The organism is Acinetobacter sp. ANC_7511 (assembly GCF_056779975.1).
In genome coordinates this window covers 36,511-60,626 of the sequence record NZ_JBWYIY010000003.1, presented here as the reverse complement: position 1 = coordinate 60,626, position 24,116 = coordinate 36,511, and the positions used below count along the sequence as shown (strand labels likewise).

The window sequence follows — 24,116 nt, the reverse complement described above, 5'->3', positions numbered from 1 at the left end:
TAGCTCAATGAGTTTTTATAAAACGTTCAAATGCTGGTAAAAATGTTTCTTGGACAATAAATTTACAGCCATGCCAAGTATAACAGCTCTGTCTAGTCCATCCATCCTCAAGTAAGATCACGCGACGTTGGCATTGCGGTTCTGTGCGTTGGAACAGGAATCGACCTATAGGCTGATTTCCAATATGTTGAAAGAGACGTGCTTTTTTTTGAAGGCTGGTAATTGGAAAAATAGATTTCGCTTTTACCCAAGGTTCGCAATCAGAACCAAATAACTGAGTCTCTCTAACCCAAGAAGTATGCTGATGTGATACACCCATCCAGCTGGCATCATGAAAATTTAAACGTTGAAATCGCTCTTGGATTCGTTGAACTTTAAATATTCCATCAGCTAAATCTGTCAGTTGCTGGGTAAGTGAGCCTGAGGCATACAACCATTTTTTTAATTCAGGACACATTAATTTTTCCTGATGATTAAATTGACGGCTTTCAAGCATATTTCAGACTACCATTATTTTATACTCTCAAGTGTACCCAAGCTTTAGAACTAATGCACCAAACCTATGGTTTAGTTTAAGACATCACACTCACACATTTCATACTGCACTCCCCCAAAAAATGCTATAAACATTCATTCGTAAACAACTTCATTAAACATGCTTAAATTTAGCTTGTACTTATTTATATCACTGTTATTTCTTTCCCAAGCTCATGCTCGTCAATTAGCACTGAGTTTTGATGATGGATTAAATCCAACTATCGATCCTACTGCTCCACACATTAATCAACAAATACTAGCGCATTTAAAAAACAAAAATATTCAATCTATCATTTTCCCAAGTTACATCAAAATCGGTGACAATGCGGGTAAAGACTTAATACGTCAATGGGATAAACACGGACACATTGTTGGCAATCACAGTGCTTTTCACGAAAATTTAAATAAACCTGAAGTTTTGGCGAAAGACTACATCAAGAGCATTAAAATTAATGAATTGGTTTTTCATGATTTAAAAAACTATAGGAAAATTTTTAGATATCCCTATCTCAAAGAAGGCAATAATATTGCGAAAAGAGATCAAGTCCAAAACTGGTTAAAACAAAATCATTACCAGCATGGTGGTGTCAGTATTGATGCAAGTGACTGGTTTTATAATCAAAAATATCTAGCGTATCTAAAAGCAGGAAAAACGTCACACATTAAAAGATTGAAGCGTGCTTATATTGATCATCTTCTTGATCGAGCTGAATATTATGACTCACTCGCATTGCAAACCCTTCAACACTCTCCTCAACATGTATTGTTACTCCATACGAATGCGATTAATGGACAGTTTCTAGGCGAGATCATTCTAGCCTTAGAAAGCAAAGGTTGGAAAATAATCAATGCAACAGATGCTTATACTAATCCACTATATAAGAATTTCAGCTCTAATATCCCCGCTGGAGAGAGTATTATATGGTCTATCGCCAAGAGCCAAAATATTGAAAATTTAAGATATCCTGCTGAGGATGCACCTTATGAGCGTGAAAACTTACTCAAATATGACTTGGATGATCACAAGGAATAAATCTTATTTTTTAGGCGCAGACACACACATTCAAGCACTGTCTGATTTTGCAATCACTTCAAATTTACCTTGTGCTGTTTTTACTAAAATAAAACCTTCGGCACTGATATAAAATTCATTTGGATAATCAAATTGTAAAGCCAAATCAGGATTTCTCAGTTCAAGAAATTGTGCCTGTTTATAGCCTTCCATGGTTCTGCCAACTTCCAAATAGGTCACTTCAGAAAAATTGAGCTTAAATCCTTTTTCGTGGTCACTTGGATCATTCCAAGGAAAAAATCCCGTGTGCTTTTTACGTGGCTTTGCCATGAAATATTTCTCATATTTGACTACATTTATTTTAACTCAAAATACAAAAAACCCGCGCATTGCGCGGGGTTTTTACAGCGAAATTCGTGAACGAATTACAGGCTGTAGTACATATCAAATTCAACTGGGTGAGTTGTCGTATTAAGACGACGAACTTCTTCAGTTTTAAGCTCAATGTAAGCATCAAGCATTTCTTTAGTGAATACGCCACCTTTAAGAAGGTAATCGTGATCCGCTTGAAGAGCTTCTAAAGCCATATCCAAGCTGTGTGCAACTGTAGGAATTTTTGCTTCTTCTTCAGGAGGTAGATCATACAAATTCTTATCTGAAGCTTCACCTGGATGAATCTTGTTTTGAATACCGTCGATACCCGCCATTAACAATGCAGCGAAACCTAAGTACGGGTTCATCATTGGATCTGGGAAACGTGCTTCAATACGTTTACCTTTCGGGCTAGAAACGTATGGAATACGGATAGAAGCCGAACGGTTACGCGCTGAGTAAGCAAGCATAATTGGCGCTTCATAATGTGGCACTAAACGCTTATACGAGTTTGTAGAAGGGTTAGTAATCGCATTTAATGAGCGTGCGTGCTTGATGATACCGCCAATGAAATACAATGCCATTTCTGAAAGGCCTGCATATTCATCACCAGCAAACAAGTTCTTGCCGTCTTTAGAAATTGACATATGAACGTGCATACCAGAACCGTTATCACCAACCATAGGTTTAGGCATAAACGTTGCAGTTTTAGCATATTGATGAGCAACGTTCCAAACAGCATATTTAAACTGTTGTACTTCATCAGCTTTACGAACCATTGTGTTGAAGCTCACACCAATTTCTAATTGGCAAGATGCAACTTCATGGTGATGTACTTCTACACGACCTGGCCCCATGATGTCTTCAATTTTCGCACACATTTCTGCACGCATATCGTGGTGAGAATCAACTGGAGGCACTGGGAAGTAACCACCTTTAACGCGTGGACGGTGGCCTGAGTTACCTGATTCGTAAGAATTACCTGTAGACCAAGCAGCTTCTTCAGCGATTAATGTATGGCGAGCACCAGACATATCGATGTCCCATTTAACTTCGTCAAATACGAAGAATTCTGGTTCTGGACCAAAGAAAGCAGTATCACCAATACCAGTAGATTTTAAATATTCTTCTGCACGGCGAGCAATTGAACGTGGGTCACGGTCATAACCTTGACCAGTAGATGGCTCAATAACATCACAAGTCACCACTACAGTTGGCTCTGCAAAAAACGGGTCGATAAAACCTGTTTCAGCATCTGGACGTAAGATCATGTCAGACGCTTCGATACCTTTCCAACCAGCAATTGAAGAACCGTCGAACATTTTACCATCTTCAAAAGTATCTTCATCGATAGTATCTGCTGGGTAAGTAACATGTTGTTCTTTACCCTTAGTGTCCGTAAAACGGAAGTCTACCCATTTTGCGCCACTTTCTTGGATGAGTTGTAGGACCTTGTTCGCCATGCTCATTTTGCTCCGATGATTTTTTGTTGCACATTTAGTGCGTGTTAGTAGTTGGTAGTTTTAAAGCAATTACCGTACCAACTTTTAAAAGCAAAGCTAAAATCTTGAAATCCTTATCAGATTAACAGCTTTATTCACTTTGCTTTGCGACTATTATACTGTGCTTAAAACTAAATGCACCATATTCAGGCACAGTTCATCGCAATAAAAAATATTTATTTACAACCTGTATCAAAATGGTGCATCTCAGAGCATGATCGTTTAATTATTAAACTTAAAGTCAAGTTTATTCAGGGATTTAATTACCTAATTTACCAAACGATATATTTTATAAATTTTTATAAATTAGAAAAATGGATCAAATTTTCAGACACATGCGTTTAACACATTGTTTTATATATCATTAAATAAAAAATTTTAATATTTTATTTTTATTTGGAAGACAAATAATCCAACTCAATCATAACTTTATTAATACACATCGAGCCATGATAAATCTAAATTTTGTGCATCATATTAGTTCAGTAAAATTAAATATCTTAGATAAATGATGTAAAAGTGAACGACCGCGAGACTAAATCTTATAAATTATAAATTTACTGAGTGCATTTTGTTTGTTTGTTTTTAACACAAATCTCACTCATCAAACACAATGATTAAAAAAACTTATGAATAACACGTATGAGCTTTTAGATTCAGATCAATATTTCATTTATTAGCGCTATTCACCTAGAACCATTCATTCACACATTAATTTGATTTAAGTGATCAATATTGCTGATGTTTTGAACCCCAAAATTTAACCTGCGCTGATAAAAGAATCTGCTATGATAACTGCCACTTAATCGCTTTGAGTTACTAGACAAGGATGCAGTCAACACCCTGTGATGCATCTTATCAATGTGAATAACAAAGCTAAATTAAGTTAAATTATAAATTTCAAGAGGTTAAGCTTAAAATGCTTCTGATGATCGACAACTATGACTCTTTTACCTACAACATCGTCCAATATTTTGGCGAGTTAAATCAGGAAGTAAAAGTGGTCCGTAATGATGCCGTGACTTTGGAGGATATTGAGCGATGGCAACCAAAATATCTCGTCATTGGACCTGGTCCCTGCTCTCCCTCTGAGGCAGGTATATCAATCCCAGCGATTCAACACTTTTCAGGCAAGATTCCACTGCTTGGGGTGTGCTTAGGTCACCAAAGTATCGGGCAAGCATTTGGTGGAGATATTGTTCGTGCAAAAAAAGTAATGCACGGGCGTTTATCTGACATGTACCACTCTGATCAAGGGATCTTTAGCAATCTACCCTCTCCATTCTCAGCGACTCGCTATCACTCTTTAGTCATTGATCAAGCGACTTTACCTGAATGTTTAGAGGTGACGTGTTGGACCAATGAAGAAGATGGTTCTATGGAAGAAATTATGGGTGTGAAACATAAAACCCTTCCCGTTGAAGGTGTTCAGTTCCATCCAGAATCGATACTCAGCCAACATGGCCACAAAATTTTCCAAAACTTCTTAGAAATTTATGCGTAAGAGCAAGACATGAATATTCAACAAGCATTAAACAACATTACGAAAAATATTGAATTAACACAGCCTCAAATGGAAGCTGTTATGCGCACCATTATGGATGGTGAAGCGACTGATGCACAAATCGGTGCATTAATGATGGGTTTACGTTTAAAAGGCGAAAGTATTGACGAAATTACTGCTGCTGCACGCGTGATGCGTGAATATGCGATCAAGATTGATGTCAGTGATCTTCCATACTTAGTCGATATTGTTGGCACGGGTGGTGATGGACAAAACCTGTTTAATGTATCAACTGCATCAAGTTTTGTAATTGCAGCTGCAGGTGCAACGATTGCCAAACACGGTGGCCGAGGTGTGTCATCAAAATCAGGCTCGTCAGATCTATTAGAACAAGCTGGTATTAATCTCGACCTAAATATGGCACAGACTGAACGCTGTATCCGCGATTTGGGTGTGGGTTTTCTCTTTGCTCCAAACCATCATAAAGCAATGAAGTATGCAGCAGGTCCTCGTAAAGAATTGGGCTTCAGAAGCATTTTCAACTTACTTGGCCCGCTTACGAATCCGGCTGGTGTAAAGCGCTTTGTAATTGGCGTGTTCTCAACAGAATTATGTCGACCTATTGCTGAAGTTCTTAAGCAACTTGGTGCTGAGCACGTCATGGTTGTTCACTCTAAAGATGGGCTAGATGAAATCAGTCTTGCTTCATCCACCTATGTTGCTGAGTTAAAAAATGGTGAAATTACTGAATGGGAAATCCTCCCTGAGGATGTAGAGATTGAGTCTCAAACATTGACGCATTTATCTGTTGATAGCTCTGCTGAAAGTTTGGCACTGATCAAAGATGCACTAGGTAAGAAAAAATCACCAAAAGGTGAAAAAGCGGCCAGTATGATTGCATTAAATGCTGGTGCTGGTATTTATGTCTCAGGTTTAACTTCGAGTTATAAACAAGGTGTGGCATTAGCACATGACATCATTTATGGTGGTCAGGCACTTGAAAAGATGGATGTGCTTTCTGAATTCACAAAAACAATAAAACATTATGAAGCTTAATTAAGTCAGGACATTCTTATGTTAGATATCGCGAATACTATTCTTGGCAAAATTGTTGACCGTAAACAAGAAGAGTTTGCTGCACGATTAAAACTACGTAGTTATAAGGACGTCGAAGAACTCGCTCAAGCCGCTAGCCCTGTTCGCGGTTTTGCTCAAGCACTACAACACAAACGTCCTGCTGTCATTGCTGAAATCAAAAAAGCATCTCCTTCTAAAGGCATTATTCGAGAAAACTTCAATCCTGCTGAAATAGCTGAACAGTATCAATCAGCGGGTGCAGCTTGTTTATCAGTACTTACAGATATTGATTTCTTCCAAGGTGCCGACGAGAACATTCATATTGCTCGCTCTCACTGTGATTTGCCTGCACTAAGAAAAGATTTCTTAATCGATCCTTATGGTGTGATTGAAGCTCGTGCATTGCATGCAGACTGTATCCTTCTCATTGTTGCATGTCTTTCAGATCAACAACTTGAGGAAATGTCGAAAACTGCATTTGAACATCATTTAGATGTACTGGTTGAAGTGCATGATGAATATGAACTAGAACGTGCTCTCAAATTATCAGATCGTTGTTTATTAGGCGTTAATAATCGTAATTTAAAAACTTTCGATGTTGATTTGAACACATCAATTCGTCTAAAAAAACAACTTGCACCATCTCGTTTATTAGTGACGGAAAGCGGCATTGCAACCTCAGCGGATGTCACCATGATGCAAGAAAATGACATTCACACTTTCCTTGTAGGTGAAAGTTTTATGAAACAGCCTCGTCCTGATCATGCCTTTACCGCATTGTTTGGCGAACCTCAGAATATTTAACTCTAATATTCTGCGGTAAATTGTTCGACTAAAAATAATTCAATCTCATAAGAATGGATTTCCGAATCCATTCTTGCCTCCATTAATGCCAACAACAATAGCTAGAACAAATTCAAAATAAATTAGATTAATAATCAATCTCTTTTTTTTGCTTTATCCCTTAAGTTATCTCCACTTAATTCAACACCTTAAAATCAACTTAAATACTTCTCACTACAAAGTTAAGGGATTTTCGGATTATAATCACATTCATTCCTCTTCCACTTTAAAGTTACAAGCACGTTATGAGTAAACATGATTCTTCTTTATCAAAAGATCAATTTAATTTACTGAAACAGTTTAAGAAACAAATCAGTAATCCTGCTCCTCGTGTTGAAGCTCCTAAACCTATTGAAAAGACGGTTGAACAAGAGCATGAGGAAGATTTAGAACTCTTTCGTCAGCAGATGCAAGGCGTTCAAAAAATTGATCATGGTAATATTGCAAAAATTGAGAAACCAGTAAAAAAGAAATTGGATGCTCAAACCTTAGCAAAACGTGCTGCTGCTGAAGGTCCAATGCATACTGATGAAACAGTGATGTCTGATACTCAAGCCATGCTCAATCCAGTTGGCAGTCAGGCTAGTCTGAGTTATCGAATTGCGACCTTACAACATAAAGTATTTGAAGATCTGAAAGCTGGAAATTTACGTTGGTTTGAAGCAGTTGATTTGCATGGCTGTACCGTAGAAGAAGCACGTTCAGCTGTATTGCAAATTATTCAGATGGCGAAAGAGCAAAATCAAAACGTCATTAAAATTGTTCATGGTAAAGGCCCTGAAGCTGTTTTAAAAACCTATGTTAATAGTTGGCTCAGACAACATCGTGATGTTTTGGCTTTTGTCAGTGCGCCTGAAAAACAAGGTGGCACTGGCGCGGTCTTAGTTCTGCTTAAACGTGCAGAAAAGAATCCAAAATTTACTCAATAATCGGAATTTTTTCTGAATATACGGCATTGTAATCGTTTTCTGATACAATGCCGTCCTTGTTCAACATCTGTGTAAGTGAACACGTCTTATGTCTATGCAGCAATCCTACGCCAACATTTTAACTGCCGTTGGCGAAGATCTTACTCGTCCTGGTCTTAAAGATACACCAATGCGTGCTGCTAAAGCTTTTTCGTATTTGACGTCAGGTTATAGCCAAACGCTTGAAGAAGTGACCAACAATGCGGTCTTCCCTTCAGACAACCGTGAAATGGTTTTGGTCAAGAACATCGAATTCTATTCGCTTTGTGAACATCATTTACTGCCGTTCTATGGACGTGTGCATATTGCCTACTTACCAGAAGGTCAAGTTTTAGGTTTATCTAAATTTGCACGTATTACTGAAATGTTTGCCCGTCGTCTACAGATTCAAGAAAATCTAACTCAACAGATTGCTGAAGCTGTGGCTCAAGTGACTGGTGCTAGAGGCGTAGCTGTTGTCATTGATTCAGCACATATGTGTATGATGATGCGTGGTGTAGGCAAACAAGAGTCAACTACTCGTACAGTATCATTTGTTGGGGACTTTAAAACTAACAAAGATGAACGTCGCGAGTTTCTGAGCGCTGTTCCAGAAAGTTATTAATTCATAAAAACCTCAACCCTGTTGAGGTTTTTTTTAGACCATATTCCAAGGCTCAATTTCTTAAGGTGAATATATGACATCTCTTCATGTTGCAGGTCAAGGTCAACAACACGCAGAAAAATCAGTCGACTTCCCGCGTCCTGATCGTCTCGTCCAAGGCAATCCCGAACGTCACACCTACAGTCTTTATGAACACGAGCATATGGAATGTGGGATTTGGGAATGTGAAGTTGGTGCTTGGAATATTCAATTTGCCGACAATAAACAAGAATTCTTTCAAATTATAGAAGGAAAAGTTCGCATCCACACTCAAAGTAAAAATCACTTTATCGAAGTTTCGGCAGGTCAAGCAGGTGTAATACCACCAGGATTCATTGGAACATTCGAAGTCGTTGAGGAAGTGAAAAAGTACTATGTGAATGTAATCGTTTAAAAACAAGCCTCACCTTTCAACACAGTACTTCCTACTACTGTGTATTTACCAATAGCGTGTAAATCCTAAACTAGTTTGATGCCAATCATGCTGTTCTTGTAATTGATAATTCCAGTGAATAGAGATAGCACTTTGCGAGTTAAGTGCATACTGAACTGAGGATCGTAGTCCGAGCTGCCAAGCCTGCTGATCTTCCCAAAAAGGGATTTCAATTTGCACTAAGCTATTCACTCGATCTGACCATAAGTTTTGACAACCTACAGTTGGCCCTAGCCCCAATCTCCAGCCCTTTTCTAAAATTTTTCCAGCTTGAATATGATTCTGCATCTGCGCATAACACAGGTGTTCACGATCTGCATCTGCCCAACTATATCCAAACTGTGTTGATAGATTCAAAACACCATGTTGCTCGCTATCACTGAAATTTCCAGAATCATCAATTGAGAGTTGTTTCCAACCGAATCCAAATCCCCAACTCAACGGCGTCTTAAAAGGTGTAATTGGATTATAAGAATTCACTTCTAAAAGATCCAAATCAGCCAACTTGAGTTGATCATTCCGAAACTCAAGACTCCCCTCAAGAAATTTCAACTGCGTTCCAAGTCGGTATCCCCCCTGAAGATCAGATAAATCGTGATAGGCTTGTCGATGGTTGATCTGCACAAACGTATCGTCTTGCACTCGTCCAAATTCAATCGATGTTTTTCGAGCATGATGCCCATCCACAGGGTCAATTCGTGGTCTTGCCACTTCAGTACGTTGTTTTTCAACAGGGATTTGGCTTCTTAAACTCAAAATTTGTCGTATTTTAGGTTGCGCAATACTCGCTTCGATTTTTTGAGAAATGAGCTGTAGATACAAATGATCATATGCCATCTCAAGAATACGCGCCTGATCCTTGGCCGTAAATTGAGCTAAAAATTCACGCATTGGTGCTGGTTGCACCAGCGTTAATTGATGTGCCGAATGTGCTAAGTCATTACCATGTTGTTTTGCTTGATGAAGTAACTGCGTTTCAAGTGCTGGGCGATAAACAGTATCTTTAATGAGGCCTTGCTGCTGCACCGCTTTGATGGTTTCGACTGGAATTGCAATATGACTAAACTGTGCTTGTAGATTGGCATCGGGTTTTACCAAATCAATGAGTCCCAATAAGCGGTAGGCACAATTATCACTTATAAAATAATAGGGAAATTGGACATGCTTTAACTCCCAGATATGTTGTACTAAACGTGTGGTTTCTTCTGGGTTTAATGCTAATTCGTACTCCCACAAATCACGGCTTTCGAAATCACCATACTCTTTTACTTTTCGATAGTAGGGCATTAACGAATATTCACCTGGATATTGACCCGTTAAGCCTTTCCAAGCAAAAGAAAAACTATCACTATTTTCGACCGTCGCAGCGTAGTTGACTGCATAAGAAATAAGATTAAGCTCTTTTTTATCTTTAGGGTCAAGACGTAGCAAGGTATGACCAAACATCGAACTTGGATTTCCCATGAAATCTGTCGCATAAATCAATGTTGCTTGATACGGTTTAATCTGTCCAATCCATTCCTCTAGAGCAGGACAATCTGCTTTAGGAAGCTCCTCTTGTTTTATTTTCAGTTGTTCTATTAACCATGCAGAGCGAGCTGGGAAACGACATATAATGGATTGATCTTGTCCTCGATCTATAAATAATTCACGAATATTTGCATTCAGCTCATCTTGTAAATTATCTGCACCATTTGCACTAAAAAAAAATCCTGAATAGCTGACTTCACTCTTCGCTTGATGTGCATACATTAATCTTTGCCAAGTTTTATTTTTATCAAGCTGATGGTGTTGTGCTTGTGCAATATATTGTTCAACTGGAGAAGTATATGCATGTGTCAGAAAGCTACTGACAATCAAGGCAGAAAAAAAAGCAAATTTCATAAAATGAACTTAATAATGATGAAACAAAAAAACCCTGCCATAAGACAGGGTTTTCGCAATTAAACGTAAGCTTTTAATACTTCGTCTTGAGACATAACAGTTTGAAGAGATGCAAGGACTTGGAATGCATCTTGATTGTCCGCTGAATAAATTTCAGAGAAATTTTCTTTTGATACTGCAAAGAAACGTGCTTTATCTTCAGATTTAATATTCAGAAGCTCTGCAAGGACGTTAAGACTTTCCCCCTCACCTACCGCCATATCACGTGCAAGAGCTTCGGCATTTTCATTTGTAAATGTTACTGCTTGTGCTGTTACTGTACCTGTACCACTACAGCCTAACGTCCCGAAAGTAATACCGAATAATTGGTTAGCAAATAAACCGTTGGTCGTACCTGCTAAGATTTTTGCAACTTTACCAGACTGACCTGCCCAAACTTGTGAACCGATACCACAACCAACATCACGGTCAGCAAATGCAGCTGTTGATCCTACTGCCAATACCGCAGCTAAAGCTAATTTTTTATACATAACATCACTCCAAACTTGATGTGCTCAAGTGTTCTTTATTGTTCCAATTTTGTTCTTTTACGAACTTCTTTAACATAGCGATATCAAGCCAAGAACGCAAAACAAATCTTACCAATGCCATCAAGTATTGAGTTTTTTTGATGAATTAACTTATTCGCCCTTCAATCGCCACAAACCCTGTGAATTCCGTTCACCTAAGATTTTTAACACCAATACTAAACTCAGCATTAGTAGGAGATACCAAGAACCAAGTTTCCCCCATCCCACCATATGCCACTGTTCCACTTGCGTTGGATACAACCAAATTTGATAAAAAGTACTGATATTTTCAGCAATCCAAATAATAAATGCCAACAACAAAAGCACAGGAAGCATTGGCAAGGTCATCTCATGATATTTAAGCTTGAACGTTATTTTAGTTTTCCAAAATATCAACACGCTCCATGCAAACAATAAGTATCGTATATCTAGGATAAAGAACTTCGTCATAAAGTTTAAATAGGACAAGATCGCTAAACTCATCATATTGAAAAAACTAGGTAAGTTCTCAATTTCTACGCGATAGAGCCTGAGTGAACGAGCAAAAAAACTGCCTACGGCAGAATACATAAATCCCGCAAAAAGTGGTACGGTCATAATCTTAAATGCCGCAGGTTGCGGATATTGCCATGATGCAATCTGTGGATGTGTCAGGAAAATCTCCATGACCATTGCCAACATATGAAATATTGCAATAACTTTGGCTTCAGCCCAAGACTCTAACTTTAAAAGCAGTAAACAGACCTGAATAACCACTGCATAAATCAAGAGGTAGTCGTATCGGTACAATCCATAATATTCTTGATGCCCTATCGAAGCCGTCAAAGCAAAGGCTAGCAGTAATAAAATACCAAATAAGGCAGCTGATGCTGCCTTATAATGAAACTCAAATAATGATTTTAAAAAGCTCACACATTCATCCTAAATGTTTAGCCTAAATATTTTGCGCTGTACTCATGTACCGTATCAATGAAAACTTTAGGATTCGCAGGATCTACCCATTGGGTGATACCGTGTCCAAGGTTTGCAACATAACCCGTTTTTTCACCAGCAGCATATGCATCATCGAGCATTAGTTTTACTGACTTTTCGATACTCGCAGGAGAGCCATATAATGTTGCAGGGTCTAAATTACCTTGTAGGGCAGCGCGACCAGCAACAGTTTGACGTGCAACATTTAAAGGGGTTGTCCAATCCAGTCCAAACGCATCTGCGCCAGTTGCGATCATAGGTTCTAACCATTGACCACCACCTTTGGTAAATAAAATTACTGGTACTTTGCGGCCTTCATTTTCACGCTTTAAACCCTTCACGATTTTGTGCATATAATTGAGTGAAAATTCTTGATATTCTCGATGTGCAAGTGCACCACCCCAACTGTCAAAAATTTGAATCGCCTGCGCACCTGCCTCAATCTGTGCGTTCAAATAATCTATGACTGAATCAGCCAAATGATCTAACAAGGCATGTAAAACTTCAGGTTGTGCATACATCATTTGCTTGGTGTAGCGGAAATCTTTACTCGACCCACCCTCGATCATGTAAGTTGCGAGTGTCCATGGACTTCCAGAAAACCCAATTAGCGGTACTTGACCACCTAATGCTGAGCGGATTGTCGACACTGCATTCATGACATAGTCTAAGTCCGATTTAGCATCAATTTTTGGTAATTGGGCTACATCCTGCTCAGTACGGACTGTTTTCTTAAATTTTGGTCCTTCCCCTGCTTCAAAATATAGTCCTAAGCCCAAAGCATCAGGAACAGTCAAAATATCTGAAAATAGAATGGCTGCATCTAAGTCATAGCGACGAAGCGGCTGTAAAGTCACTTCACAAGCAAAGTCATTATTTTTGCACAAAGAAAGAAAATCACCCGCAGTTGCGCGTGTCGCACGATATTCAGGTAAATATCGACCAGCCTGACGCATCATCCAAACTGGCGTGCAGTCCACAGGTTCACGTAATAAGGCACGCAGAAAACGATCATTTTTTAAGGTCGTCATTTACTTTCTCGATGCAAAATTGAAATTCCATTCATCATACCAAAAAGCTGCACTTTAAAGTATTTAGTTAGAATGAAAATAAAGATTGAGACTATCGGAATTTATTTGATTTAAACAAAACAAATACTGCATATCCGTGTTTTTTCTGCAATACTTTATCCGTGTTTTTATAAATCAATATGAATAATTCTTAAGGTTGAATTACATGTTCGTTCGCTCAATTCTTGCTTTGAGTTTAAGTTGTATTATGTCTGGAACTGCATTGGCTGCTTCTGGTACTGCTGAACAACCACTTTCTCCAATTACAAAAACGAGTTTAGATACTATTCAAGATCCAATTGATCCTCTCGCGGTAGAATCTAGCTCTGAAGCCCAAATTAGCCAGCAAGAGCAAAATGATCTAAATCAAGCTGCAGATACGCTTCAAAACTTAGAAAGAACTGAGGATAGCACTGCGGACATTGGCAGTGCACCTGCATCTTCAGCAGTGATAAATTCAGCTCCATCTACATCAGCACCTGCTACAGCAAATTCATGGACGCTAGACAGTCTGAATAATGCTGAATGGTATGAAAATATTGGCAAAGGTCAATTCCCTGTATATGCCCGTGCACACGTAATGTTAAATAATTCACATGCTTCACCAGGTGCTATTGACGGTACAAGTGGAAAAAATACACTTAAAGCAATTGCTTCATTCCAACAAATGAACGGTTTAAAGGCTACAGGTGTTTTGACGAAAGAAACTTGGGATGCTCTAGTTGCACGCCAAGCTGGTAAACCTGCTTATGTTGAATATACGATTACCGAAGCAGACCTAAAAGGTCCTTATGCAGCCTCAATTCCTCATGACTATGCTTTACAAGCGAAAATGAAAGGTCTTTATTACACTCGTGTAAGTGAAATGCTGGCTGAAAAATTCCATATGGATGAAGAGTTTCTCAAGAAACTAAATCCTAAAGCGACATTTAAGAAAGCGGGTGAAAAGCTTATTGTGACCAACATTCGCAATGAACTTCCAGAAAATATTCATTTAATCGTGGCTCATAAAGGCGCTAAACAACTTTATTTGTTTAACCAACAAAACCAAATGGTTGGCTCATTCCCAGCAACCATCGGTAGTGCTGACACTCCTTCTCCGACTGGAACATACAAAATTACTGGTGTAGCGAAAAACCCTTGGTATAGCTATTCACCAAGTAACTTTGTACAAGGTAAAAATTTGAAGCCACTTTCATTACCACCTGGTCCTAATGGCCCTGTAGGTAATATCTGGATCGGTTTAAGCAAAAAATCGTTCGGTATTCACGGCACACCTAACCCATCAAGTATTTCAAAGACAGCTTCACACGGTTGTATCCGCTTAACCAACTGGGATGCGAATGATTTGGGTAATAAAGTTCGTTCTGGTGTTACAGTAAAATTCTTAGAATAATCGAATTTTAAAAAGCCTGTTTCAAGCAGGCTTTTTTATCCTTTTTATGTTTCAAAATTAGAACGATACGTTGTCCTAATCCACTATCTTATTCATTTTAAACTATTAAAATAACATCATCTTTAAGAATAATGAAAGGAGCATCATCATGAATGCTTATTTACATCGCAGTGAATCACGTGGTCATGTAAAAATGGGTTGGTTAGAATCCAAACACAGCTTTTCATTTGGAAGCTGGTATGACCCTAACCACATGGGCATCAGTGCTCTCCGTGTCATTAATGATGACCTCATTGCTGGTCATCAAGGTTTCGGTACACATCCACACGACAATATGGAAATTCTCACCTGTGTATTGCAGGGAGCGATTACACATAAAGATAGTATGGGTAACCACGGTGATATCAAAGCTGGTGAATGGCAACTGATGAGTGCTGGTACAGGCATTCAACATAGTGAAATCAACCAAGGTGATGAAACAGTTCATTTACTGCAAATCTGGATTATTCCAAATCAGCGCAATGCAGAGCCGAATTACCAACAAATTCAACTCGATCCTGCTGAACAACCGAACCAATGGCATCTGATTTGTGGACCGACAGAACAAGCACCCATGCATATTCGCCAAAATGCGGAGGTTAAAACAGCTGTTTTGGAGAAAGGTCATTCACTTGAAGTTGTTGCAACACAACATGTCAGCTATCTACATGTAATTGGTGGTTCAATTCAAGTCGCTGAACACACTGTGAATGCTGGAGATGCTATTGCATTTATTGATCCAGCGCAGATTGAAGCATCAGAAGATGCTCGTGTGATTTGGTTCGACCTTCCAGAAAAAGTGGCTTAAACGCTGTAGAGAAACCACCTTAGGGTGGTTTTTTTATGCCATGCTCAAAAAATTAAATCAAACAGTAAATATCAGTCTTAATATCGCACGAATATGAAGAAAATAAAAAAAGCCACTAATGATTAGTGGCTTTTTAAAAATTTGGCGGAAGCGGTGAGATTCGAACTCACGGAGGACTCACACCCTCGTCGGTTTTCAAGACCGGTGCATTAAACCGCTCTGCCACGCTTCCAATGGCGGCTATCATATAAATATTTTTTAAAATTGGCAAACACTTTTCTAAGAAATTTTGCTCGCCTGCCTATTTTTAAATCAGAAATTACTATTTTGATGAATTTTCGAGCTTTTCATAGCGAATTGAATTAATAAACCATGTTTTTTTTCCCAAGGGTGTATGTACCTCAAATTCATCATCTACTTGCTTACCTAACATTGCACGTGCCATAGGTGAATCTATTGAAATATGTTGAGGATGATGATCATAAATTTCATCTACACCGACAATCCGAATCGTCTTTAGTTGGCCTTCCTCGTTCTCGATGTCTACCCAAGCTCCAAAATATACTTTGCCCTCTTGTTCAGGAGAAAAATCGATAATTCGCAACTCTTCAAGTCGTTTACCGAGGTAACGAACACGACGGTCTATTTTTCGTAAAATTTGTTTATTGTATTGATAATCTGCGTTTTCAGAACGATCACCTAAACTGGCAGCCCAATTCACTTTTTTGGTGATTTCAGGTCGTTCCTCATGCCATAAGTATTGTAGTTCTGCGACCAATTTGTCATGCCCACTTCGGGTAATTAAATTCGATTTCATAGGCGATAAAATGAGTATTTTGCTTACGTTATAGCGACACATTGCAACATTTTATACCGCATTTCTACATGGAAAAATTTTATAAAGTTTTTTCTTTTTATTTATCAATATCTTAAAACCATGTTTTTTATTTTTTTTTGTACAAAATTTGACATGAGTAAAATTGACCATTAATATGCGCCCATGTTTTATCTTGATTACTTTTTGTACGAAGATCTTTTCTTCAATATTTTATCCACCCACACATGTCATTTTGAATGACGTTCATGACGCCCACCCTAATTGAATTTATCAACTTTAAATAAAAGTTTAAGGCGGTACTGCTTTTGCTTTTTTTGGGCATAAATTACTTGTAGCGGAGACAACATGCGCAGTAGTTCAAACACTGGATCGAGGCTTTGCCTTAATTCACTAACTTCTTCTCTCTCGTTTAAAGCGATGGTCCTCGCTACAGCATTTATCCCATTTCATGCATTAAATGCAACAAAGACCGACAACCAATACAACTCCATTGTAAATTCGAACAAGCTTACAGTGGTGGCCGTGTCAAATCCCACCGTGGTTTTTAAAGACGGTAACTTCAAACATGGCTTTGGCTATGACTTGGTGAGCAGTTACGCTCAAAACTTAAATGTAAAACTCGATTTTAAAACGGTTCAAAGTAATGAAGCCGCTTTGAAAATGGTGCAGCAAGGTAAAGCTCATTTCGCGGTGACCACAGCATCGATCATGACCATTGAGCAAAAGAATCTTTCAGGTTTTTCCGCATCATGTGGTGACCTTGAAAGCTTACGCAAAAATGGGCTTAATCCAGAAATCAATTGGGTTTTTAAAAATGCTGCTGATCCTTTAACAGATACTGCCAGCGGTTTTGTTTGTCAAAGCAAGCAAAATGGTGCTATCCGTCAAATGGCATCTTTCTACAACCGCAACGTGGTTAAACAAGATGATTGGGATACTATTCAGCGCAATCTGAAAACACGTATGCCAATTTATAAAGCTAGCTTTAAAAAGTCAGCCCAAACATACGACTTAGATTGGCACTTCCTCGCTGCGATAGGCTATCAAGAGTCGTTCTTAAAACCGAATTCTGTGTCTCCTACAGGTGTGCGTGGCATCATGATGCTCACCAACAACACAGCAAAAGCAATGGGTGTGTCGAATCGTGTTGATCCTGCTCAAAGTATTGCAGGTGGTGCGAAGTATTTTGATCTGATGATGTCAAAATATGATTATATTCCTAAACATGATCGTTATTGGTATGCCCTCGTGGCTTACAATATGGGGCCAGGTGCCACAGATGCGATTATGAAGCGCCTAAAAGCCCAAGGAAAAAATCCGAATGATTGGATACAGGTATATGATTTTCTTTACCGTAATCAATCGCACAATACGCGTTATAAGCAAGCGATCCAATACGTCACTCGTATTCGTGCTTATTTAGAACATATTAAAACGACACCAAGTTTGGTGAGTATTTAACAAAAAAAAGCTTACCTAAAGGTAAGCTTTTTTTTGTTTAAAAAGTCTTAAGTAGTTTGCTCTAAAACTTTTTTGAACAAATCTTTTTGTTCTTGGCTTGGCTTCGCTGTTTGTAAAGCCATCAATTGAGACATATCGCCTTGAACTTTGATTTTACCAGTCATAAATGCTTGCATAGCAGCAGCCATGTCAAACTCTAAGAATACTTTGCGTAAAGTATCCGCATCTAAGTTTAAAGTTGTTTTAGCATTCGCAGAAGCGCCTTTTTGGATCTTACCGCTATCAAGCGCTAATTCAGTCGTTCCTTCGCTACCTGTTACTACAAGATTCAATGCTAGATTTGCTAATGATGGTGGTAAGTTCAAATCACCAGCTTCAGCTGTAAGTTTCTCAACGTTTGCAAACCAATCATCAGTTAAAAATGCAGGCATGTTCTTTCCTCGATGTATTTATTCAATTTATTGCGTTACCTATCCAAGATAACAACATGTAGAAGCTTTACGCTTGAGAGAGTTATAGCATGATATTTTCCAAATGCGATACGTTTTTTTGTACTCTGCGTTCGATTTTTTTTGTAAATAAAACTAATCGCCTAAATATCATCAAATCTTTATTTTTTCAGAAGTTTGTCAATGATTTTTTGTATCGGTACTACGACCTAAAGTGACAAAAAACATCATTTTGTAAATCGACTCAACACCTTCATTAAAATGTAAAATCTAAGAAATAAAAAAAAGCACTTCGAAAAGTGCTTTTTTTTATTTAGACGAATTACTCAGCAGCAAAACCGAGATTGACCATGCTAATACGCTTATTTGGTGTGTCCCCTTCGGCTGTTGAGCAAGTCACATCAAAATCAACTTCACGTTGTCCATCTAAGGCTTCAAAATCGAAAAGATCTCGGTCAGCCAATTGCGATGGCGAGACGTTCTGTAACGCGCCAAAAATGCTGTGTAAACGTTTTGGATGAGCTTTATCCCATTCACGTAACATATCATTGATGATTGCGCGCTGTAAGTTTTCCTGCGAACCACACAAGTTACATGGAATAATTGGGAATTTGCGCATTTCAGCGTATTTGATGATGTCTTTCTCTTCAACATACGCCAAAGGACGAATCAAAATATTCTTTTTATCCGATGAAAGTAGTTTTGGTGGCATCGCCTTTAAACTACCGCCATGGAATAGGTTCAAGAAGAACGTTGCCATAATATCATCACGATGATGACCTAAAGCAACTTTGGTCGCGCCAATTTCTTGAGCAAAACCATATAAAGAACCACGGCGCAAGCGTGAGCACACTGCACAATAGGTTTTACCTTCAGGTGTAAGCTTTTTGGTAATGCTATATGTATCTTTTTCTAAGATGTAGTACGGAATGTTATTTTCTTCTAAATAACGGGGTAATACATCCTCAGGGAACCCTGGTTGTTTCTGATCAAGATTCACAGCCACAACATCAAAATTGATTGGTGCTATGCGTTTAAACTGCAGGAGAATGTCCAGCATGGTATAGCTATCTTTACCACCTGAAATACATACCATGACCTTATCGCCATCCTCAATCATTTTGTAGTCACGGATTGCATGACCTACTTGACGACGAAGTTTTTTTAATAAACGATAATATGCAGAACTTGTAGGTGGCTCTGGCTTAAAATTAAATCCTTGGTTGGATTCAACTGGCGAGTACATAGACGACATTAACCATAAAAAAAATACTGCGCAATTTTAGCTGATTCAGTGCTTAATCGCATCTAAAGAATCTGTTTTTTACATCTAATTTTTATTTTTTCATAACACTGTCTTATTCACACATCTAAAATGGACGCTTGGGTTCATTTTTTAGTCGAATTGCTTATCTTTTGGACTTTTCCACAGTTTTCCACAAAACCTGTGGATAAAATTGTGGACTTTTTAGGGGTTGACAAAGTTTTGGCAAGATAAGATGGTGCTTTCCCTTAGATTGATCATTTTTTAACCACTATCCTATATCCTTAAAATTCAATAACTTATATGTGTCAAGCAGTTGTTTATAAATAAAAATAAATAATTTTTTTGGATATTAAGCCAACAATTAAGACTTGATTTTTTTACAACGAATTGTTAAAAAACATTACATAGTCGAGAGACATCTCCATTGCAGAAAATCACCCACATATCATTTAGGGACAAAAATAGTGTTCGAATGATGAAAACTACAAATAAAATAAAAGTCATAGCGTTATTTGGGTGTGTGAATTTTCTAATATTCTCGCCACAGGCTTCTGCAGGTCAAACAATCTATCAGCTGAAAGATTCAAACGGCACTACCGTACTGACCAACCGCAAAAACAAATACAACCATCTTAAAGTTGAAAAGAAAACCTACTATCCAGATAGCAATATTCATAGTTACAGCAATTGGGGAAGTAATGAAGCATCTGTTCTCCCAAGCCATAGTAAAAATCGAAATGCCTTCGATGGCTATATTCGCCAAGCAGCTCAACGACACGGCATTTCTGAAGGACTCATTAAAGCGGTGATGCACACAGAGTCTGGTTTTAATATACATGCACGCTCCCCTGTTGGTGCTCAGGGTCTTATGCAATTGATGCCTGCGACTGCACAACGATTTAATGTCAATAATGCATATGATCCTGAACAAAATATTTTCGCTGGTGCAAAATATTTGGCTTGGCTATTGAAACGCTTTAATGGCAATACGCAATTGGCATTAGCGGGTTATAATGCTGGCGAAGGAAATGTTGCTAAATATGGTGGAATTCCGCCCTTTCGTGAAACTCAAGACTATGTCAGACGTGTACTCAGTCGTTACAATAATTTATACGCCAATGGTGTAGGCTCAAATCCAACCAATAGTTATGCAGCTTCAGTATCCTCTAAGTTAAGTTCACCGAGCTATAACAATCAGAATTTATCAGCTCAAGTGACTGCACCAGCTAAACCAAAGTCACCTCCTCGCCAAATTATTGTGGCCGCTGATGGCAGTTTTACTGACGCACCAGCAGGTTCATATTCTACAAATAATGCCACAGCATCAGCGAAGATCTATATTTCGAATTAATCTCAATTTTTTTCGTTATATTTTTTATTTTTTTCTTGAAATTTTCCCTATTCGAAAGCATATTTGACGTAGGTTTTTTAATTCAAAAAGCTTATTAAATTTTATTTATAAGAGGATTTTCTCGATGATGCGGATTGGTTTGTTTTTGCTGACCAACCTCGCGGTACTGGTGGTAGCTGGCATAATCTTGTCACTCTTCGGTGTCGGTAGTTACCATGGCGCGGGTGGCTTGAATCTTGGCAATTTACTTGTGATCTGTTTTGTCTTTGGTATGGTGGGTTCTTTAATCTCCCTATTCATGTCAAAGTGGATTGCAAAGAAAACCACAGGTACAGAGTTAATTGATCCCAATGCTCCACGCAACCAAGCGGAAGCATGGTTACTCAATGAAGTGGCACAACTTTCTCAACGTGCTGGTATTAAAATGCCAGAAGTTGGTATTTTCCCATCTTATCAATCAAATGCTTTCGCAACTGGTTGGAACAAAAACGATGCTTTAGTCGCTGTTTCAACAGGCTTATTGGAACGCATGAATAAAGATGAATTACGTGCAGTGTTGGCGCATGAAATTGGTCACGTTGCTAATGGTGACATGGTCACCCTTGCTTTAGTCCAAGGTGTAGTCAACGCGTTTGTGATGTTCTTCGCGCGTATCGTCGGCGACTTTGTAGATCGCAACGTATTTGGTCGTGAAGAAGGTGAAGCACCGGGCTGGAGCTATTTCCTCATTACAATCGTGTTAGATATCGTATTCGGTATTCTTGCTTCGGCAATTGTCATGTGGTTCTCTCGCTATCGTGAATATCGTGCTGATGAGGCTGGCGCGCGTTTAGCGGGTAAACAAGCGATGATCAGTGCATTACTTCGCTTACAAGCAGAAACTGAAATGCCAGATCAAATGCCTAAAGAAATGAAAGCGTTCTCAATTTCATCAGGTCGTGAAGAAGGATTCAGCCTTGCTGCACTATTCCAAACACACCCAACAATTGAGCAACGTGTAGCAGCATTACAACAACTTGATTGTCCTTAATCTGCTTCTAAAAAAAGCCTCCATAGGGAGGCTTTTTTAATGGACTCAATCTATAAGACTTTAAATAGATTGAAACCATTGCCATAAGAACGTGACGCCAAACCATAAGGCAACAGCAAAAATAATTAAAAACAGAAGACCCAGTAAATCAGGAATATGAATCCAAATCCATGCCACGACAGGATTTCGCCAGAAGGCTGAGTTCTGCTGTTTACGCTCTAAGTTTTCATGTAAAAATGGGTGTACCACATGATGGTCTGAATGAATCTGATATTCTTCACGGATATGATCATGAACCACATCTAAAGCCTTGCGACTCGGTCGAATAAACACATCAAAAAGTGTACCTGCAACAGGGATTAAACCTACTACACCATCCATCACAGCAAGTTTAAGCACGCCATTCAATTTATATTGGGGCACACCGATTTTTCGAGCTTGTAATAGTGCATAACACGTAAGCACAAATCCAGCTACGTCACCCGCCACAGGAATCGTACTCAATGCTGCATCAGCCCCTACCCCTTGTTTAGTGAATGGAATTCTTACGACGGAATCCATCATGTTTGCGAACTTGGCAAGATCGCGTTCCATTTTGATGACTTCAGCTTGGGTTAATCTATTTTTACTTGTCATTTAAGCAACATCCTGCAAAGATTCTCCATCAGTCATAGCCTTAGAATAAGAGTTGTGAAGCAATAAATAAATAGACCAATACACCTGTTGCATCACATATTGAAGTGACCAAGGGTGCAGATGCGCTTGCAGGATCGAGTCCTAGTTTATTGAGTACAAATGGTAAACTCATCCCGATCAGACAGCCCATCATGACAATACCCATCATACTGATCGCAAGCACTAAAGCGACCATCATATCTCCACGGATATAGCCAAGAATTGAAACAGCTGCAGCCATCGTTGCACCCAAACATAGAGCAACCATCGCTTCACGACCAAGCAACACAAACCAATCCTTGGCTTTTACATCGCCAGTTGCGATTGCTCGAACCATCAAGGTTGCAGATTGGGAGCCTGCGTTACCACCACTCCCAACCAATAGCGGTAAAAAGAAAACCAAAACAATATGCGCAGCAATGATGTCTTCATAATGGGCGATCCCAATACTCGAAAGTAGGCTGCCAAAGACCAGAAACACTAGCCAAAAAACACGTTGTCTAAATAACAATAATATTGGTGCTGAACGAATACTGATATTTTCTTTAAGCTCTACCGCCCCACTTTTCAAAAAGTCCTCGGTAAATTCTTCTTGGAATACATCCATAGCATCATCATAAGTGACGATACCGAGTAAATGGTCATCATGATCTAAAATGGGTAAGGCGATAAAATCATAGTGGCTTAATTTTTTTGCCACTGATTCCTGATCCTCATCCACCCGTCCGTAAATGACGTCAGTGGTCATTACTTCTTGGACTGTTTTATCCAAAGGTGCTTGCACAATTTCTCTAAGAGAAATTACACCCTCAAGTTTCTGAAATTGATTGGTAATATAGATCAGATATAAGGTTTCAGTATCTTTGGCGGAATGGCGCAAAATCTCTAAAGCTTGTTGCATTGAGATGTCTGATGGCAAAGTGACATAATCAGATGTCATGATCGCACCAGCTGTTTCCTCAGCATACAGTGCCAAAGATTGAACTTGCTGCTTCGTTTCTCGATCTAAATTCGCAAAAATAAATGTTTTAATTTGATCCGGTAAAGCTTTGTACAAATCTGTTCGAGCGTCTGAATGCATTGAACGAATTAACTGGACTGTACTTTTGCCGTCCATTTTTTTAACCAACTGTACTTGATGATTGAGTGGCAAAAACTCAAATACATATGCCGCGTTTTCTAAATGGTGGATAAGTTGTATTTATTGATCGATTTCTAATTGCTGTAAAAACAAAGCCAAATCTGCAGGATTAATCGTATCCGCAATATGATCAATCTGAGCGACATCAGAATTGATCAATGCTTGTTGTAATGCTTCAATTTTATGATCTTGTTTAATTTGATCCATAATCGCTTCATTTATTATCGTTTAGAATTACGCAAGGCATGCTAACACTGATTGAACATGTTAGTGCG

Annotated in this window: 23 protein-coding genes, 1 tRNA gene and 1 pseudogene; 12 read left to right on the top strand and 13 right to left on the bottom strand. The window is 38.7% G+C overall.

Annotated features, from left to right (window positions below):
- Nucleotides 1-4: 4 nt before the first annotated feature.
- Complete coding sequence (locus AC1M9L_RS02845) at nt 5-496, bottom strand: chorismate--pyruvate lyase family protein (protein WP_481591268.1); 492 nt, start codon at nt 494-496, stop codon at nt 5-7.
- A 159-nt stretch (nt 497-655) separates the two neighbouring features.
- Here AC1M9L_RS02845 and AC1M9L_RS02840 point away from each other — a divergent pair, with 159 nt between their 5' ends.
- Nucleotides 656-1,570, top strand: a complete 915-nt coding sequence (locus AC1M9L_RS02840; RefSeq protein WP_481591267.1) for a polysaccharide deacetylase family protein — start codon at nt 656-658, stop codon at nt 1,568-1,570.
- Nucleotides 1,571-1,600: 30 nt separating this feature from the next.
- Here the strand turns inward: AC1M9L_RS02840 and AC1M9L_RS02835 are convergent, their stop codons facing one another.
- Both AC1M9L_RS02835 and glnA read right to left on the bottom strand, forming a co-directional pair.
- Entirely contained in the window at nt 1,601-1,879 is a 279-nt protein-coding gene (locus AC1M9L_RS02835; protein WP_180028688.1) for a hypothetical protein, read from the bottom strand.
- Nucleotides 1,880-1,974: 95 nt separating this feature from the next.
- Complete coding sequence (gene glnA, locus AC1M9L_RS02830; protein ID WP_171076768.1) at nt 1,975-3,390, bottom strand: type I glutamate--ammonia ligase; 1,416 nt, start codon at nt 3,388-3,390, stop codon at nt 1,975-1,977.
- A 952-nt stretch (nt 3,391-4,342) separates the two neighbouring features.
- Here glnA and AC1M9L_RS02825 point away from each other — a divergent pair.
- The 6 genes from AC1M9L_RS02825 to AC1M9L_RS02800 all read left to right on the top strand — a co-directional run bounded on the left by AC1M9L_RS02825 (nt 4,343) and on the right by AC1M9L_RS02800 (nt 8,852).
- Entirely contained in the window at nt 4,343-4,927 is a 585-nt protein-coding gene (locus tag AC1M9L_RS02825; protein ID WP_092765952.1) for an anthranilate synthase component II, read from the top strand.
- A gap of 9 nt (nt 4,928-4,936) precedes the next feature.
- Nucleotides 4,937-5,983 (top strand): anthranilate phosphoribosyltransferase, encoded by a 1,047-nt coding sequence (gene trpD, locus AC1M9L_RS02820; protein WP_035266991.1) that lies wholly within the window; start codon nt 4,937-4,939, stop codon nt 5,981-5,983.
- An 18-nt stretch (nt 5,984-6,001) separates the two neighbouring features.
- Nucleotides 6,002-6,808, top strand: a complete 807-nt coding sequence (trpC, locus tag AC1M9L_RS02815) for an indole-3-glycerol phosphate synthase TrpC (RefSeq protein WP_481591266.1) — start codon at nt 6,002-6,004, stop codon at nt 6,806-6,808.
- Between the two features lie 284 nt (nt 6,809-7,092).
- On the top strand, nt 7,093-7,776 hold the full coding sequence (locus AC1M9L_RS02810; RefSeq protein ID WP_092765950.1) for a Smr/MutS family protein: 684 nt from the start codon (nt 7,093-7,095) through the stop codon (nt 7,774-7,776).
- Between the two features lie 94 nt (nt 7,777-7,870).
- Nucleotides 7,871-8,419 carry a GTP cyclohydrolase I FolE gene (gene folE / locus AC1M9L_RS02805; protein ID WP_171076769.1) on the top strand — a complete coding sequence of 183 codons (549 nt, stop codon included), beginning with the start codon at nt 7,871-7,873 and terminating at the stop codon, nt 8,417-8,419.
- Nucleotides 8,420-8,492: 73 nt separating this feature from the next.
- Complete coding sequence (locus AC1M9L_RS02800) at nt 8,493-8,852, top strand: cupin domain-containing protein (protein ID WP_481591265.1); 360 nt, start codon at nt 8,493-8,495, stop codon at nt 8,850-8,852.
- A 45-nt stretch (nt 8,853-8,897) separates the two neighbouring features.
- Here the strand turns inward: AC1M9L_RS02800 and AC1M9L_RS02795 are convergent, their stop codons facing one another.
- The 4 genes from AC1M9L_RS02795 to hemE form a co-directional block, all read right to left on the bottom strand.
- On the bottom strand, nt 8,898-10,775 hold the full coding sequence (locus AC1M9L_RS02795) for an Lnb N-terminal periplasmic domain-containing protein (protein ID WP_481591264.1): 1,878 nt from the start codon (nt 10,773-10,775) through the stop codon (nt 8,898-8,900).
- Nucleotides 10,776-10,834: 59 nt separating this feature from the next.
- Nucleotides 10,835-11,305 (bottom strand): DUF3015 family protein, encoded by a 471-nt coding sequence (locus tag AC1M9L_RS02790; protein WP_035266978.1) that lies wholly within the window; start codon nt 11,303-11,305, stop codon nt 10,835-10,837.
- A gap of 150 nt (nt 11,306-11,455) precedes the next feature.
- On the bottom strand, nt 11,456-12,256 hold the full coding sequence (locus tag AC1M9L_RS02785) for a DUF817 family protein (RefSeq protein WP_481591263.1): 801 nt from the start codon (nt 12,254-12,256) through the stop codon (nt 11,456-11,458).
- Nucleotides 12,257-12,273: 17 nt separating this feature from the next.
- Nucleotides 12,274-13,347 carry a uroporphyrinogen decarboxylase gene (gene hemE, locus AC1M9L_RS02780; protein WP_092765946.1) on the bottom strand — a complete coding sequence of 358 codons (1,074 nt, stop codon included), beginning with the start codon at nt 13,345-13,347 and terminating at the stop codon, nt 12,274-12,276.
- A 205-nt stretch (nt 13,348-13,552) separates the two neighbouring features.
- On the opposite strand from hemE, the gene AC1M9L_RS02775 reads away from it, so the two are divergent.
- Together AC1M9L_RS02775 and AC1M9L_RS02770 are read left to right on the top strand one after the other, a co-directional pair.
- Nucleotides 13,553-14,782 carry a L,D-transpeptidase family protein gene (locus tag AC1M9L_RS02775; protein ID WP_481591262.1) on the top strand — a complete coding sequence of 410 codons (1,230 nt, stop codon included), beginning with the start codon at nt 13,553-13,555 and terminating at the stop codon, nt 14,780-14,782.
- Between the two features lie 148 nt (nt 14,783-14,930).
- Nucleotides 14,931-15,629, top strand: coding sequence for a pirin family protein (locus AC1M9L_RS02770; RefSeq protein WP_481591261.1), 699 nt, complete (start codon nt 14,931-14,933; stop codon nt 15,627-15,629).
- Between the two features lie 142 nt (nt 15,630-15,771).
- Here the strand turns inward: AC1M9L_RS02770 and AC1M9L_RS02765 are convergent.
- Nucleotides 15,772-15,861: transfer RNA gene (locus tag AC1M9L_RS02765), tRNA-Ser, on the bottom strand.
- 90 nt (nt 15,862-15,951) lie between these two features.
- On the bottom strand, nt 15,952-16,446 hold the full coding sequence (greB, locus tag AC1M9L_RS02760; RefSeq protein WP_180028138.1) for a transcription elongation factor GreB: 495 nt from the start codon (nt 16,444-16,446) through the stop codon (nt 15,952-15,954).
- A gap of 366 nt (nt 16,447-16,812) precedes the next feature.
- Between greB and AC1M9L_RS02755 the strand changes: the two genes are divergently transcribed.
- Nucleotides 16,813-17,928, top strand: coding sequence for a transglycosylase SLT domain-containing protein (locus AC1M9L_RS02755; protein ID WP_035266964.1), 1,116 nt, complete (start codon nt 16,813-16,815; stop codon nt 17,926-17,928).
- A gap of 47 nt (nt 17,929-17,975) precedes the next feature.
- On the opposite strand, the gene AC1M9L_RS02750 is transcribed toward AC1M9L_RS02755, so the two are convergent.
- Together AC1M9L_RS02750 and ttcA are read right to left on the bottom strand one after the other, a co-directional pair.
- A complete protein-coding gene (locus AC1M9L_RS02750) occupies nt 17,976-18,359 on the bottom strand; it encodes an SCP2 sterol-binding domain-containing protein (RefSeq protein WP_092765941.1) in 384 nt (127 codons plus the stop codon).
- A 340-nt stretch (nt 18,360-18,699) separates the two neighbouring features.
- The gene (ttcA, locus tag AC1M9L_RS02745) at nt 18,700-19,623 is read right to left on the bottom strand and encodes a tRNA 2-thiocytidine(32) synthetase TtcA (RefSeq protein ID WP_035266955.1); all 924 of its coding nucleotides are present in this window, start codon (nt 19,621-19,623) and stop codon (nt 18,700-18,702) included.
- Between the two features lie 514 nt (nt 19,624-20,137).
- On the opposite strand from ttcA, the gene AC1M9L_RS02740 reads away from it, so the two are divergent.
- Nucleotides 20,138-20,995, top strand: coding sequence for a lytic transglycosylase domain-containing protein (locus AC1M9L_RS02740; RefSeq protein ID WP_481591341.1), 858 nt, complete (start codon nt 20,138-20,140; stop codon nt 20,993-20,995).
- 124 nt (nt 20,996-21,119) lie between these two features.
- Nucleotides 21,120-22,025, top strand: a complete 906-nt coding sequence (gene htpX / locus AC1M9L_RS02735) for a protease HtpX (RefSeq protein ID WP_035266954.1) — start codon at nt 21,120-21,122, stop codon at nt 22,023-22,025.
- A 60-nt stretch (nt 22,026-22,085) separates the two neighbouring features.
- Here htpX and AC1M9L_RS02730 read toward each other — a convergent pair whose 3' ends face one another.
- Nucleotides 22,086-22,661: a DUF4112 domain-containing protein gene (locus AC1M9L_RS02730; protein ID WP_481591260.1), complete on the bottom strand. Its 576-nt coding sequence runs from the start codon at nt 22,659-22,661 to the stop codon at nt 22,086-22,088.
- A 40-nt stretch (nt 22,662-22,701) separates the two neighbouring features.
- Nucleotides 22,702-24,039, bottom strand: a pseudogene (gene mgtE / locus AC1M9L_RS02725) (magnesium transporter).
- Nucleotides 24,040-24,116: the final 77 nt, after the last annotated feature.

What these genes read in the sequence shown, in the direction of transcription:
- AC1M9L_RS02845 (WP_481591268.1), bottom strand. Translation starts at nt 496, where the DNA reads ATGCTTGAAAGCCGTCAATTTAATCATCAGGAAAAATTAATGTGTCCT.
- AC1M9L_RS02840 (WP_481591267.1), top strand. Translation starts at nt 656, where the DNA reads ATGCTTAAATTTAGCTTGTACTTATTTATATCACTGTTATTTCTTTCC.
- AC1M9L_RS02835 (WP_180028688.1), bottom strand. Translation starts at nt 1,879, where the DNA reads ATGGCAAAGCCACGTAAAAAGCACACGGGATTTTTTCCTTGGAATGAT.
- glnA (WP_171076768.1), bottom strand. Translation starts at nt 3,390, where the DNA reads ATGAGCATGGCGAACAAGGTCCTACAACTCATCCAAGAAAGTGGCGCA.
- AC1M9L_RS02825 (WP_092765952.1), top strand. Translation starts at nt 4,343, where the DNA reads ATGCTTCTGATGATCGACAACTATGACTCTTTTACCTACAACATCGTC.
- trpD (WP_035266991.1), top strand. Translation starts at nt 4,937, where the DNA reads ATGAATATTCAACAAGCATTAAACAACATTACGAAAAATATTGAATTA.
- trpC (WP_481591266.1), top strand. Translation starts at nt 6,002, where the DNA reads ATGTTAGATATCGCGAATACTATTCTTGGCAAAATTGTTGACCGTAAA.
- AC1M9L_RS02810 (WP_092765950.1), top strand. Translation starts at nt 7,093, where the DNA reads ATGAGTAAACATGATTCTTCTTTATCAAAAGATCAATTTAATTTACTG.
- folE (WP_171076769.1), top strand. Translation starts at nt 7,871, where the DNA reads ATGCAGCAATCCTACGCCAACATTTTAACTGCCGTTGGCGAAGATCTT.
- AC1M9L_RS02800 (WP_481591265.1), top strand. Translation starts at nt 8,493, where the DNA reads ATGACATCTCTTCATGTTGCAGGTCAAGGTCAACAACACGCAGAAAAA.
- AC1M9L_RS02795 (WP_481591264.1), bottom strand. Translation starts at nt 10,775, where the DNA reads ATGAAATTTGCTTTTTTTTCTGCCTTGATTGTCAGTAGCTTTCTGACA.
- AC1M9L_RS02790 (WP_035266978.1), bottom strand. Translation starts at nt 11,305, where the DNA reads ATGTATAAAAAATTAGCTTTAGCTGCGGTATTGGCAGTAGGATCAACA.
- hemE (WP_092765946.1), bottom strand. Translation starts at nt 13,347, where the DNA reads ATGACGACCTTAAAAAATGATCGTTTTCTGCGTGCCTTATTACGTGAA.
- AC1M9L_RS02775 (WP_481591262.1), top strand. Translation starts at nt 13,553, where the DNA reads ATGTTCGTTCGCTCAATTCTTGCTTTGAGTTTAAGTTGTATTATGTCT.
- AC1M9L_RS02770 (WP_481591261.1), top strand. Translation starts at nt 14,931, where the DNA reads ATGAATGCTTATTTACATCGCAGTGAATCACGTGGTCATGTAAAAATG.
- greB (WP_180028138.1), bottom strand. Translation starts at nt 16,446, where the DNA reads ATGAAATCGAATTTAATTACCCGAAGTGGGCATGACAAATTGGTCGCA.
- AC1M9L_RS02755 (WP_035266964.1), top strand. Translation starts at nt 16,813, where the DNA reads ATGCGCAGTAGTTCAAACACTGGATCGAGGCTTTGCCTTAATTCACTA.
- AC1M9L_RS02750 (WP_092765941.1), bottom strand. Translation starts at nt 18,359, where the DNA reads ATGCCTGCATTTTTAACTGATGATTGGTTTGCAAACGTTGAGAAACTT.
- ttcA (WP_035266955.1), bottom strand. Translation starts at nt 19,623, where the DNA reads ATGTACTCGCCAGTTGAATCCAACCAAGGATTTAATTTTAAGCCAGAG.
- htpX (WP_035266954.1), top strand. Translation starts at nt 21,120, where the DNA reads ATGATGCGGATTGGTTTGTTTTTGCTGACCAACCTCGCGGTACTGGTG.
- AC1M9L_RS02730 (WP_481591260.1), bottom strand. Translation starts at nt 22,661, where the DNA reads ATGACAAGTAAAAATAGATTAACCCAAGCTGAAGTCATCAAAATGGAA.